The sequence below is a fragment of the Neisseria sp. LACPHL-SPEC-2024-00856 genome (assembly GCF_047915665.1).
Classification (GTDB): domain Bacteria; phylum Pseudomonadota; class Gammaproteobacteria; order Burkholderiales; family Neisseriaceae; genus Neisseria; species Neisseria polysaccharea.
Genome location: NZ_JBLRPR010000015.1, coordinates 15998 through 28280 on the forward strand (window position 1 = coordinate 15998; position 12283 = coordinate 28280).

The 12283-nt window shown below is 54.5% G+C and carries 10 protein-coding genes and 1 pseudogene; 7 read left to right on the forward strand and 4 right to left on the reverse strand.

Going from position 1 to position 12283, the window contains the following annotated elements:
- Positions 1–4 precede the first annotated feature (4 nt).
- A complete protein-coding gene (locus ACNAU7_RS09850) occupies positions 5–490 on the forward strand; it encodes a CinA family protein (protein WP_080541920.1) in 486 nt (161 codons plus the stop codon).
- 101 nt (positions 491–591) lie between these two features.
- On the opposite strand, the gene msrAB is transcribed toward ACNAU7_RS09850, so the two are convergent.
- Positions 592–2160 carry a bifunctional peptide-methionine (S)-S-oxide reductase MsrA/peptide-methionine (R)-S-oxide reductase MsrB gene (gene msrAB, locus ACNAU7_RS09855; RefSeq protein WP_416302122.1) on the reverse strand — a complete coding sequence of 523 codons (1569 nt, stop codon included), beginning with the start codon at positions 2158–2160 and terminating at the stop codon, positions 592–594.
- A 145-nt stretch (positions 2161–2305) separates the two neighbouring features.
- Here msrAB and ftsY point away from each other — a divergent pair, with 145 nt between their 5' ends.
- Positions 2306–3736 carry a signal recognition particle-docking protein FtsY gene (ftsY, locus tag ACNAU7_RS09860; RefSeq protein ID WP_416302123.1) on the forward strand — a complete coding sequence of 477 codons (1431 nt, stop codon included), beginning with the start codon at positions 2306–2308 and terminating at the stop codon, positions 3734–3736.
- 290 nt (positions 3737–4026) lie between these two features.
- Positions 4027–4293 carry a DUF3079 domain-containing protein gene (locus ACNAU7_RS09865; protein ID WP_003753663.1) on the forward strand — a complete coding sequence of 89 codons (267 nt, stop codon included), beginning with the start codon at positions 4027–4029 and terminating at the stop codon, positions 4291–4293.
- A 667-nt stretch (positions 4294–4960) separates the two neighbouring features.
- Here the strand turns inward: ACNAU7_RS09865 and yccS are convergent.
- From yccS to pilT, 3 genes and pseudogenes are all read right to left on the reverse strand, one after another.
- Positions 4961–7111: a YccS family putative transporter gene (gene yccS / locus ACNAU7_RS09870; RefSeq protein WP_416302124.1), complete on the reverse strand. Its 2151-nt coding sequence runs from the start codon at positions 7109–7111 to the stop codon at positions 4961–4963.
- Between the two features lie 115 nt (positions 7112–7226).
- A complete protein-coding gene (locus ACNAU7_RS09875) occupies positions 7227–8453 on the reverse strand; it encodes a PilT/PilU family type 4a pilus ATPase (protein WP_301911189.1) in 1227 nt (408 codons plus the stop codon).
- 163 nt (positions 8454–8616) lie between these two features.
- A pseudogene (gene pilT, locus ACNAU7_RS09880) lies at positions 8617–9661 on the reverse strand (type IV pilus twitching motility protein PilT).
- A 113-nt stretch (positions 9662–9774) separates the two neighbouring features.
- Here pilT and ACNAU7_RS09885 point away from each other — a divergent pair.
- The 4 genes from ACNAU7_RS09885 (at position 9775) to dksA (ending at position 12272) form a co-directional block, all read left to right on the forward strand.
- Positions 9775–10461 carry a YggS family pyridoxal phosphate-dependent enzyme gene (locus ACNAU7_RS09885; RefSeq protein WP_416302125.1) on the forward strand — a complete coding sequence of 229 codons (687 nt, stop codon included), beginning with the start codon at positions 9775–9777 and terminating at the stop codon, positions 10459–10461.
- Positions 10461–10868: a hypothetical protein gene (locus ACNAU7_RS09890; RefSeq protein ID WP_029609064.1), complete on the forward strand. Its 408-nt coding sequence runs from the start codon at positions 10461–10463 to the stop codon at positions 10866–10868. Before ACNAU7_RS09885 ends, ACNAU7_RS09890 begins: the two co-directional genes overlap by 1 nt.
- A gap of 30 nt (positions 10869–10898) precedes the next feature.
- Positions 10899–11708: a pyrroline-5-carboxylate reductase gene (gene proC / locus ACNAU7_RS09895; RefSeq protein WP_416302126.1), complete on the forward strand. Its 810-nt coding sequence runs from the start codon at positions 10899–10901 to the stop codon at positions 11706–11708.
- A gap of 147 nt (positions 11709–11855) precedes the next feature.
- The gene (gene dksA / locus ACNAU7_RS09900; protein WP_003753684.1) at positions 11856–12272 is read left to right on the forward strand and encodes an RNA polymerase-binding protein DksA; all 417 of its coding nucleotides are present in this window, start codon (positions 11856–11858) and stop codon (positions 12270–12272) included.
- Positions 12273–12283: the final 11 nt, after the last annotated feature.

The window sequence follows — 12283 nt, forward strand, 5'->3', positions numbered from 1 at the left end:
GGAAATGGACGCGCTGCACACCATCGCCCGAAACCTGACGAAAAAACGTCAAACCGTAAGCTGTGCCGAATCCTGTACGGGCGGAATGCTTGCCGCCGCATTCACAAGCGTTGCAGGCAGTTCGCAATGGTTCGACCAGAGTTTTGTAACATACAGCAACAAAGCCAAAGAAGACCGCTTGGGCGTGTTGCCCGAAACCCTGCTCGAACACGGCGCGGTCAGCCGCCAAACCGTCTATGAGATGGCGCGCGGCGCGAAAGCCGTGGCGCAGGCGGATTACGCCGTCGGTATTTCCGGCATTGCCGGCCCGGGCGGCGGCAGCGAAAGCAAACCCGTCGGTACAGTTTGGTTCGGGTTTGCCTTTCCGGGCGGAAGTTGTGAAGAAATCCGCCGTTTTGACGGCAACCGCGAATCCGTCCGCACACAGGCCGTTGCCTTCGCATTGGAAAGGTTGGCGGGGCTGATTGAAAACGGCGGCGATGCCGTCTGAACAAAATCTCCGTCTGGACAAAATCCCCGCCGGATAAAAAATACCGTCTGAAACGTTGCAGGTTTCAGACGGTATTTTGTCGGGTTAGGCGGCGGTGCGGCTTATTTCACTTTACTCTTCAACGCGCCGTAGCCTGCCGCGTCCATTTGTTCCAGCGGGATGAATTTCAAGCTCGCGCCGTTGATGCAGTAGCGCAGTCCGCCTTTGTCGCGCGGGCCATCGGGGAAGACGTGTCCCAAGTGCGAGTCGGCGGCGTGGCTGCGCACTTCGGTGCGGCGCATGTTGTAGCTGAAATCGTCGTGTTCGGTAATGGATTTTGCATCAATCGGGCGCGTGAAGCTCGGCCAGCCGCAGCCGGAATCGAATTTGTCGGCGGAGCTGAACAGGGGTTCGCCGCTGACAACGTCCACATAAATGCCGGGTTTGAACAGATGGTCGTATTCGTGGCTGAAGGCGTATTCGGTCGCGCTGTGTTGGGTAACTTGGTATTGCTCTTCGGTCAGGATGCGTTTGAGTTCGGCATCATTGGGTTTTTTATAAGTTGCCGCGTCGAAGCCTTTGCCTTGCGGAGCGGTTTTGGTTTTGCCCGGCAGCGGTTCGTCGGCTTTGCGGATGTCGATGTGGCAGTAGCCGTTGGGGTTTTTAATCAGGTAGTCCTGATGGTATTCCTCAGCGTTGTAGAAGTTTTTCAGCGGCTCGTTTTCGACGACGAGGGGAAGTTTGTATTTTTGCTGCTCGCGTTTGAGGGCGGCGGCGATGACGGCTTTTTCGGCAGGTTCGGTGTAGTACACGCCGCTGCGGTATTGCGTGCCGGTGTCGTTACCTTGTTTGTTGAGGCTGGTCGGGTCAACGACGCGGAAATAGTATTGCAGGATGTCGTCGAGGCTGAGTTTGTCGGCATCGTAGGTAACTTTGACGGTCTCAGCGTGGCCCGTATGGTGGTAGGACACGTCTTCGTAACTCGGATTTTTCGTGTTGCCGTTGGCGTAGCCGGATACCGCGTCAACCACGCCGTCTATGCGTTGGAAATAGGCTTCCAAGCCCCAGAAGCAGCCGCCGGCGAGGTAGATGGTGCGCGTATTCATGATTGCTGAATCCTTTTTCTGTGTGTCGGGTTTGTAGAACGAATTTTTCAGACGGCCTAAATCGGCATTCGGGTCGCGGATTAACGCCAACGCCTGCGCTTCGTTGATGCTGCCTTTGACGATACGCTGCACGTCGCCGTCTTTACCGATTAACGCCCACGAGGGGTAAACGCTGATATTCAGGCTTTGGGCGATGGTGCCGCCGTTATCGGTTACGACGGGCAGCTTGGGATAGTTCAAACCGGCATACCATTTTTGGAAGTCGCCGTCTTTTTTCTCGTGCAGAAAGCCGGGGGAGGCAACGGTAATCAGGTTGGCGGAACCGAATTTTGCATCTTGTGCCCATTTTTCGGTCTGCCCCAGTTCGGACAGACACAAAGGACACCAGCTCGCCCAGAATTTAATCAGCGTCGGTTTGTCTTTTTTCAAATAAACATCGGCGGGGCGGTTGTCCGCGGTTTTCAAAGTGGATAAAGTATGCGGCACGGTCGCGGCTTCGGCATCGGCGATTTTGGGCGAACAAGCGCCCAGCGCAAACAGACAGCCGAACTTGGCGCAAAGGGAAAAGAAAGTACGGGGTTTCATTTTGATGTTTCCTGTGTGGACGGTTTGTATGATTAGACGTTTGAGATGCCGAAACCTTACAGCCCGGATTTTCAGACAACCTTGCCGCGTAAAATACGCTACAATACTCCCTATTTCAAGTTTATAAAATTAAAAGGAAAATTCAATGTTCAGCTTCTTCCGTCGCAAGAAAAAACAGGAAACTCCGGCTCCTGAGGAGGCTCAAATTCAGGAAACCGCAGCAAAAGTAGAATCTGAAGTTGCTCAAGTAGTTGAAAATATTAAAGAAGATGTCGAATCTTTAACGGAAAGCGTCAAAGGGCAGGTCGAATCTGCCGTTGAAACCGTCAGTAGTGCGATTGAACAAGTAAAGGAAACCGTTGCCGAGATGCCGTCTGAAGCGGCCGAGGTTGCTGAAGAAGTGGCAGAACAGGCTGAGGCGGTAAAAGAAGCCGTTGCCGAAACCGTCAGTAGTGCGGTTGAACAGGTAAAGGAAGTCGTTGCCGAAACCGTCAGCGGTGCGCTTGAACAAGTAAAGGAAGCCGTTGCCGAGATGCCGTCTGAAGCAGAGGAAGCGGCTGAAAAAGCAGCGGAACAAGTCGAAGCGGCAAAAGAAGCCGTTGCCGAAACCGTCAGCGAGGATGTCGAGCAAGTTCAAGAAGCCGTTGCGACAACTGAAGAACACAAGCTCAGTTGGGCTACGCGTTTGAAACAAGGCTTGACCAAATCACGCGACAAAATGGCGAAATCGCTGGCCGGCGTGTTCGGCGGCGGACAAATCGACGAAGATTTATACGAAGAGCTGGAAACCGTGCTGATTACCAGCGATATGGGTATGGAAGCCACCGAATACCTGATGAAAGATGTGCGCGACCGCGTCAGCCTCAAAGGGCTGAAAGACGGCAACGAATTGCGCGGCGCGTTGAAAGAAGCACTGTATGACTTGATTAAGCCTCTGGAGAAACCTTTGGTCTTGCCCGAAACCAAAGAGCCTTTCGTGATTATGCTTGCCGGTATCAACGGCGCGGGCAAAACCACGTCTATCGGCAAACTTGCCAAATATTTCCAAGCGCAGGGCAAATCCGTATTGCTGGCGGCAGGCGATACTTTCCGTGCCGCCGCGCGCGAGCAGCTTCAAGCTTGGGGCGAGCGCAACAACGTAACCGTGATTTCGCAAACCACGGGCGATTCCGCAGCCGTTTGTTTTGATGCCGTCCAAGCCGCCAAAGCGCGCGGCATCGACATTATGCTGGCCGACACCGCCGGCCGCCTGCCCACGCAGCTTCATTTGATGGAAGAAATCAAAAAAGTGAAGCGCGTATTGCAAAAAGCCATGCCTGATGCGCCACATGAAATCATCGTCGTGCTTGATGCCAACATCGGTCAAAACGCCGTCAACCAAGTCAAAGCCTTTGACGACGCATTGGGGCTGACCGGTTTAATCGTTACCAAGCTAGACGGCACGGCAAAAGGCGGCATCCTCGCCGCGCTTGCCTCCGACCGTCCAGTTCCCGTCCGCTACATCGGCGTGGGCGAAGGCATAGACGATTTGCGCCCGTTTGACGCGCGCGCGTTTGTGGATGCGTTGTTGGATTGAGCCGAAATGCCGTCTGAAAACGGCGGATTGGTGTTTTCGGGAGATAGTGGGGATTGGCGGAATCGGTGGGCTTCAGACCACCGATTCCATTGACCCTATCAATTCATACCAACTCCCAAAAAATGCGAACGCCCCTACGCGCCTGACACATTTACCGTATAAAATACCGAAACCGCCTCATACGGTATTTCACAAACCTTAACCCCTGCGCGTAAAAAACGTATAAACCCGAAACCGTTGCCGCCGCATCCCCTATAATTTCATCCAATAAAAAAAACGAGGCACATATCATGGCGAAAAAATTCCCCATATTCCCCAAAAATCCGGAGCGCATCTGTTGGGGTTGCGACAAATATTGCCGCGAAGACGATTTGCAGTGCGGCAACGGCTGCGAGCGCATCCAACACCCCATCGAGCTGGACGGGCGCGAGTGGTACAAAAAAGGCGACTGGAGCAACCTCTTGAATGAAGCCCAGCAAATCGAGCTGGGCTTGAAAGAAACCCCGAAACCCGCCAAACCCCATATCAAACTCCCCCTCAAAAACAAAACCGCCTGATGCATTCCTATGAAAATGCCGTCCGAACAAGCTTCAGACGGCATTTTTTACGGCATACGCACAGGTTTGCCGTTATTCCGCACCTGCCCGAATTTTCAGACAAAACCGCGTCGGCATGCCGACCCACGCCATAATAAGATTGGTGAGTGGATACGGTAGGGGTAATACCTTGTCAGAAATTAAGATGCCGTCTGAAACAATTTCAGACGGCATTTTTTATTTTTGGGCGCGTTTTTTATTCCTGCCTGTTTTTCCCATGCCGCCGCCTGCCGTGCGCAGGCTGTAGGGTAGGCTTCAGCCCACCAATCTCACCATTTCCATCAATCCCACCATCTCGACCAACCTCATCACTTCACAACATCATCGAAAACACATGACATTGTGGGCAAATCGTTGAAACAGTCGTAATCGGCAGGCAGGAATCCCTTTCTTCCGTTTGTGTTTTTGAGTTGATGAAGATGGTGGGAATCAGTTGGGTGTTGGGGTTGGTGGAAATGGTGGGCTGAAGCCCACCCTACAGTTCATCGTACAGTCCATCCTATTCCCCACCTTATGTATCCACCCTACAGATGCCTCCCACCTACGCATGTACCCTGCGCAAAGCCTTATCCACTATCTTGCAACCTGTCTGACAATCCGTCCTCTCTTACAAAATGCCGAAACTTTTTCAGGCTGCGTTTTGGGGCTGTCTGTGCGGAATTTGTCGGTAGGCGCGGTAGTAGGGTTCGAGCTGTCGGGCGATGAGTTGGAGCTGTTGGAGGAGAATGTGGCTTTGTGTTCCGCTGCTGTGGGTGCGGAGGGTGTCGAGTTCGCCACGCAGTGTATCCAATGCCGTCTGAAAGTCGTCGGGTTCGGTTTCGGGCAGGTGTTGGAAGATGTGGGCAGTGTGTTCGGCGGCGAGGTGGAACTGTGCGGTAAAGTCGGGGCTGCACCCTTCGTGCATTTCGCTGCGGTATGCGCCGAGGGCGGAGATGTAGCCGGTCAGGGCGTAGCCGGTTTTGAGCAGGGTAAAGCCGGGTTGCAGGCTGTCGGCGAATTTTGCGGGTTCGCTGCTCATGTCGGAAAGGGTGCTGCTGAGGGCGGCGGTGTGTTCGTGGGCGCGGCGGCGGGTGGCGCGGTATTCGACGTCGTCGCCCGTTTCGCCGCTTTTGAGGCGTTCGGCGATTTTTTCGAGATAGGCACCGTTGCTGCATACGGCAAGGGCGGCGGTGCGTTCGAGCGTGAGGTATTTCCAGTCTGGCCATAGGTAGCTGACTGCCGCCCAGGCAAGGGATGCGCCGATAATGGTGTCGATGATGCGTACGGGCATGGCGGCGTATACGTCCAAACCTGCGAGGGAGAGGCTGGTCAGTGCCTGAATGGTGATGAAAAATGTCGAGAAGCTGTATTTGTAGGTGCGGGTCATGAAAAAGAGGGTGGTACTGACGATGACGATCCAAAGCTTGGTTTCGACAGACGGGGTGAAGTAGGGGACGAGCGAGCCGACGATTACGCCGAGTACGGTGCCGGCGATACGTTGGTACACGCGGCTTTTGGTGGCGGTGTAGTTGGGTTGGCAGACGAAAAGGGCGGTCAGTAGTATCCAGTAGCCGAGGTTGAGGTTGAGGGCTTCGACGATGGTGCAGGCGGCGGCAACGACAAGGGACAGGCGGACGGCATGGCGGAATACGCCCGATTCGAGGTTCAGCTGCGGACGGATTGCCTGCCAGGTGTTTTTGAAGCTGCCGGTCTCTATGGCGGCGATGCGGGTGTCGCCCATGCGGTAGTTTTCGGCGGGGGAGTCGCTGTGTTGGAGTTGGCGGAACTGCTGGTCGACGCTTCCGAGGTTGTCGAGTAGGCGGCCGAGGTGGCGGATGTCGGGGCTGTCGTTGCCGTCTGAAAGGAGGCGCAGCGATTGGCGGCAGCCTTCGATGGCGCGGCCGAGGCGTTTGCTGTAAACGTAGTCTTTGCTTGCGCGCAGGGCTTGGGCGGTGTTGCGGCAGGCTTGTCCCTGCATTTCGAGTAGGCGGTGGATGCGGAAGATGATGTCGGTGTTTTTGAATTTTTCGGACATTTCCTGATAATCGACGTGGGAGGAGCTGATGCGTTCGTGGATGTCTTGGGCGGCGAAGTAGTAGCGCAGCATTTTGGCGGTGCGCGGGTGGCGGTGTTTGCCGCGAAGGCGGTAAAACAGGGCGGAACGGCATTGGTTGAAGGCGGTGATGACGCCTGTGTTGCTCATGGCGAGGTCGATGTGGCGGTTGCCTATCCAGGCGGCCTCATCGGGGTCGAAGAAGTCGGCTTTGGCTTCGAGGTAGCCGCCGAGTGCGTCGTAGGCGTTGGCGACGCTTTCTTGGACGGGGCGGTGGGGCAGGACGATTTGGAACAGGAGGATGGCGGTGCTGTACAGTACGGTTCCGCACAAAATCATGAAGGGGTTGGTCAGCCAGTAGGTTTCGGGGGTGTAGGTGAGGGTGGTGTAGGTGGCGACGGCGAGTGCGCCGAATGCGAAGGTGCGGTATTTGAGCCCGACCGCGCCTAAAATGGTGAAGCCGAAGGTCATCAGGGTCATGGCGAGGATGAAGGGCAGCCCTGTGCCGAGGGTGCTTTGCGCCGTGAGCGAGGAGAGGGTGAACAGGGCGACGGAGGCGATGATGTTTTTCAGCCGTCCGGTCAGGCGGTTGTCCAAATCGACCAGGCCGCCGGCGATGATGCCGAGTACGAAGGGCATGGCGAGCTTGGGCTCGCCTAGCTGCCAGACGATGGAGGCGGCGGTAAAGACACTGGCGAAAACGGGAAGCGAGGTAATGAGCAGAGGCTTGAGGAGTGGGGTTTTCATGGTTTTACCGGTTTATTGTTATGAAGTGAATAAAGTGTAGCACATGAATGGGGCGGATAAAATCATGCCGTCTGAAAACGGGGCGGCGTTTTCAGACGGCATTGGGTTTTGCGGATCAGGAAACGAGGTTGAGACCGTTGACCCTGTCGTAAAGGAGTTCGGGCATTTTGCCTTCTTCGTACAGTTGGATGTGCAGGCGCAGGTTGTTGGCGGAAACGGACTGGCGCAGGGCTTCTTCGTAACTGATGATGCCGTGACGGTACAGTTCGAAAAGGTTTTGGTCCATCGTCTGCATTCCGTCGGTTTTGGCGGTTTCCATAATTTTATTGATGTTCATCAGGTCGCCCTTCAGGATGAAGTCTTGGATGGCGGGCGTGTTGATGAGCAAGTCGACAACCGCCGTCCTGCCGGTTTTGTCTTTTTTGAGGGCGAGGCGTTGGCAGACGATACCGGACAGGTTGAGGGCGATGTCGATCAGTATTTGCTTGTGCTGTTCTTTGGGGTAGAAGTTGAGTATGCGTTCGAGCGACTGCGGCGCGGTGTTGGCGTGGAGCGTAAAAATGCACAGGTGGCCGGTTTGGGCGAGCTGCATCGCGTATTCCATATTTTCCCTGCTGCGGACTTCGCCGATGCAGACCACGTCGGGGGACTGGCGCATAGCATTTTGTACCGCCGTCTGCCAGTTTATGGTGTCGACGCCGATTTCGCGCTGGGTAAAGATGCAGCGGCGCGGTTTGTAGATAAACTCTATCGGGTCTTCGATGGTAACGATATGGCCGGGCAGGGTTTTGTTGCGGTGTTCGAGCATAGTCGCCATCGTGGTGGATTTGCCCGAACCGGTAGGCCCAACGATAATCAGCAGCCCGCGCGGTGCGACGGCGAGGTCTTTGAGTTTTTCGGGCAGACCCAATTCCTGCATTTGCGGGATGATGTGGTTGATGCGCCGCAAAACCAAACCTGCGTGGCCTTGGCTGTGGTAGGCGTTGGCGCGGTAGCGCGTGCCGCTGCGCGATTGGACGGAGTAGTTGATTTCGCCGTCGCGCTGGAATATTTCCGATTGTTCGGCGTTCATCGTCGATGCGGTGATGGCGGCGGTTTCCTCGCCCGTCAGAGCCTTTTGCGGCTGCGGGGTTAATGCGCCGTTGATTTTCAACGAGGGCGGGAATCCTTTGCTGATAAGGATGTCGGACGCGCTTTGCGCTTCTGCGGTTTCGCACAGGCGGTCGAGCAGCGGGTGGAGGTGTGCGCCGATTTCGGCCGGGGTTTCGGATCGGCTTTGTTTTTTTTGAGAATACACTTGAACCATTTCGTCCAAGATGTCGTGCAGGTTATTGGTACTCATCGTTAGCTTCTTTTCAGTTTAAGCCTTGCAGTTTGCGGCGGCAGTTTTCAACAGGAAGGCGGACGCTTTCTGTTCGGAAAGGTATGCCGGGCGGGATGCCGCGTCCCACCCCGCGTGTTTGCGCCTTGTTTTCCCGCCGGTATGGCCGGAAGGAGGTTGTGTGTCAGAAACTCATACTTTCGCTGTTTTGCGCGCGTTTGCGTGCGACTTCCGGTGCGATCAGCCCTTGGCGCACCAGCGATTGCAGCGATTGGTCCATCGTCTGCATACCGCTCGCTTGCCCGGTTTGCAGGACGGAGTTAATCTGCGTGATTTTGTTCTCGCGGATGAGGTTGCGGACGGCGGGGTTGGAAATCAGGATTTCGTGCGAGGCGACACGGCCGTTGCCGTCGCGCGTTTTCAGCAGGTTTTGGGAGATGACGGCGGTCAGCGATTCGGACAGCATAGAGCGCACCATTTCTTTTTCCCCTGCCGGGAATACGTCCACGATACGGTCGACGGTTTTTGCCGCGCCGGTCGTGTGCAGCGTGCCGAAAACCAAGTGTCCGGTTTCGGCGGCGGTCAGTGCCAAGCCGATGGTTTCGGGGTCGCGCATTTCGCCGACAAGGATAACGTCGGGGTCTTCGCGCAATGCGGAACTTAGCGCGTTGGCGAAGCTGAGGGTGTGCTGGTGCAACTCGCGTTGGTTAATCAGAGATTTTTTGCTTTGGTGGACGAATTCGATCGGGTCTTCGATGGTCAGGATGTGTGCCGGCTGGGTTTCGTTGATGTAGTTAATCATCGCGGCAAGCGTGGTCGATTTGCCCGAACCGGTAGGGCCGGTAACTAATACCATACCGCGCGGCGATTCTGCAATTTTTTGGAAAATGCGCGGGGCTTTCAATTCTTCCAACGATAAGACGGTGCTGGGAATGGTGCGGAATACGGCGGCGGGGCCGCGGCCGGTGTTGAAGGCGTTGACGCGGAATCGGGCGACGTTGGGCAGTTCGAACGAGAAGTCGACTTCCAAGTTTTGCTGGTAGATTTTCCGCTGGTGGTCGTTCATCACCGAAGTTACCATAATTGCCGACCTCTTCCGCGCTCATTTCGGGAAGGTTGATGCGCCGCATATCGCCGTGAACCCGAATCATAGGGGATATGCCCGAACTCAGGTGAAGGTCGGATGCTTTGTTTTTAACGCCGAAGGCGAGTAAGTCGGTAATCTGCATAATGGGATATTGTCCAGTATAATGTTTGGGTCGTTCGGTGTTTCCTACTTCTGAATTTTACTGCCCTGATTCTTGGGATTCAACTATTTAAGCATTTTTACCGGGGATAATTTATGACGGTTTTGCAAGAACGTTATCGGGAGGTGTCCGACCGTATCGGGAAATTGGTTCTGCAGGCGGGAAGGAAGCCGCATTCTGTCAGCCTGATTGCCGTCAGTAAGACTTTCCCTTCAGACGGCATCCGCGAAGTTTACGCCGCCGGACAGCGTGATTTCGGCGAGAACTATATTCAGGAGTGGTACGGCAAAACGGAGGAATTGGCGGATTTGACCGACATCGTGTGGCACGTCATCGGCGATGTGCAGTCCAATAAAACCAAAATTGTCGCCGAACGCGCGCATTGGGTGCATACCGTATGCCGTCTGAAGACCGCCGTCCGGCTGAGCAGGCAGCGTCCTTCCTCAATGCCGCCCTTGCAGGTGTGTATCGAGATGAACATTGCGGGCGAGGCGGCAAAACACGGTGTCGCGCCCGAAGAAGCGGTCGCGCTTGCCGTGGAAGTGGCGAAGCTGCCCAACCTTGTCGTGCGCGGACTGATGTGCGTTGCCAAAGCCAACAGCAGTGAAACGGAGTTGAAAACCCAGTTTCAGACCATGCAAAAGCTGCTTGCCGACCTCAATGCGGCTGGCGTTAAGGCGGATGTGCTGTCTATGGGGATGTCGGACGACATGCCTGCCGCCATTGCGTGCGGTGCAACACATGTCCGTATCGGCAGTGCGATTTTCGGGAAAAGGGGATGATGGAAATTCGGGCAATAAAATATACGGCAACGGTTGCGGTACTGGCATTTACGGTTGCAGGCTGTCAGTTGGCAGGTTGGTATAAGTGTTCGTCCCTGTCCGGCTGGTGTAAGCCGAGAAAACCGGCCGCCATCGATTTTTGGGATATTGGCGGCGAGAGTCCGCCGTCTTTAGAGGATTACGAGATACCGCTTTCAGACGGCAATCGTTCCGTCAGGGCAAACGAATATGAATCCGCGCAAAACTCTTACTTTTACAGGAAAATAAGGAAATTTAAAGCCTGCGGGCTGGATTGGCAGACGCGTGACGGCAAACCTTTGATCGAGACGTTCAAACAGGAAGGTTTTGATTGTTTGGAAAAGCAGGGGTTGAGGCGCAACGGTCTGTCCGAGCGCGTCCGATGGTAAAAAATTGGGAATTAATTTAGTAAGGTAATTTTGAATAGGGTAGAAATAATGAATGTTTATTTTCTCGGCGGCGGCAATATGGCGGCGGCCATCGCAGGCGGATTGGTCAAACAAGGGGGATACCGTATCCATATAGCCAACCGTGGCGTGGAAAAGCGCGAACGTTTGGGAAAAGAGTTGGGGGTCGAAACTTCTGAAACCTTGCCGGAGCTTCATTCCGATGATGTTTTAATCCTCGCCGTCAAACCTCAGGATATGGAAATTGCGTGTAAGAATATCCGCACCAACGGCGCATTGGTGCTTTCTGTCGCAGCCGGATTGTCAGTCGATACGCTCAGCCGTTACCTCGGGGGAACACGCCGCATTGTCCGGGTTATGCCGAATACGCCCGGAAAAATCGGGCTGGGCGTATCCGGTATGTTTGCCGAAGCGGAAGTATCGGAAACAGACCGCAGGATTGCCGATCGAATCATGAAATCAGTCGGTTTGACCGTTTGGTTGGAAGATGAAGCGCAAATGCACAGCATTACCGGTATCAGCGGTAGCGGGCCGGCTTATGTGTTTTATCTGCTGGACGCATTGCAGAATGCCGCCATTGGTCAGGGTTTTAACGAAGAAGAAGCCCGCGCGCTCAGTCTGGCAACGTTTAAAGGAGCGGTTGCCCTTGCCGAACAGACGGGTGAAGATTTCGAGAAGCTTCAAAAAAATGTAACGTCAAAAGGCGGGACAACCCACGAAGCCGTGGAAGCCTTCAGACGGCATCGTGTCGCCGAAGCCATAAGTGAGGGCGTTTGTGCCTGTGTGCGCCGTTCGCAGGAAATGGAACGGCAATATCAATAATGTAAAGAAAATAAAAAAACCAATCCAAAACGTGTTATGATGCGCGTTTTCAAAAACGCCTTAGGCAATAAGCCTTATAAAAATCAAAGGAATAAAGCCACTTTGTGGTGCTTTGTTTTTTTGCGGTGAACCGAGAGGACATACATTATGGCAAAGCTGACAGAACAAGATATTTTGAATTGGAGCGGGCCGGAAGACGATTATATGAATGACGACCATTTGGCTTTTTTCCGCGAATTGCTGGTAAAAATGCAAGACGAACTCATCGAAAATGCTTCCGCTACGACAGGGCATCTCCAAGAACACGAATCAGCCCCCGATCCTGCCGACCGTGCCACACAGGAAGAAGAGTACGCATTGGAACTCCGTACCCGCGATCGGGAACGAAAACTTCTCAGTAAAATACAGGCGACCATCCGCAATATTGACGGGGGTGATTATGGATTCTGTGCCGATACGGGAGAGCCTATCGGTCTGAAGCGGCTGCTGGCACGCCCGACCGCCACTTTGTCCGTAGAGGCGCAAGAGCGTCGTGAGAGAATGAAAAAACAGTTTGCCGACTAATAGCGGCAAAC

What these genes read in the sequence shown, in the direction of transcription:
- ftsY (WP_416302123.1), top strand. Translation starts at nt 2,306, where the DNA reads ATGTTCAGCTTCTTCCGTCGCAAGAAAAAACAGGAAACTCCGGCTCCT.
- yccS (WP_416302124.1), bottom strand. Translation starts at nt 7,111, where the DNA reads ATGAAAACCCCACTCCTCAAGCCTCTGCTCATTACCTCGCTTCCCGTT.
- msrAB (WP_416302122.1), bottom strand. Translation starts at nt 2,160, where the DNA reads ATGAAACCCCGTACTTTCTTTTCCCTTTGCGCCAAGTTCGGCTGTCTG.
- ACNAU7_RS09885 (WP_416302125.1), top strand. Translation starts at nt 9,775, where the DNA reads ATGACGGTTTTGCAAGAACGTTATCGGGAGGTGTCCGACCGTATCGGG.
- dksA (WP_003753684.1), top strand. Translation starts at nt 11,856, where the DNA reads ATGGCAAAGCTGACAGAACAAGATATTTTGAATTGGAGCGGGCCGGAA.
- ACNAU7_RS09890 (WP_029609064.1), top strand. Translation starts at nt 10,461, where the DNA reads ATGGAAATTCGGGCAATAAAATATACGGCAACGGTTGCGGTACTGGCA.
- ACNAU7_RS09850 (WP_080541920.1), top strand. Translation starts at nt 5, where the DNA reads ATGGACGCGCTGCACACCATCGCCCGAAACCTGACGAAAAAACGTCAA.
- ACNAU7_RS09865 (WP_003753663.1), top strand. Translation starts at nt 4,027, where the DNA reads ATGGCGAAAAAATTCCCCATATTCCCCAAAAATCCGGAGCGCATCTGT.
- ACNAU7_RS09875 (WP_301911189.1), bottom strand. Translation starts at nt 8,453, where the DNA reads ATGAGTACCAATAACCTGCACGACATCTTGGACGAAATGGTTCAAGTG.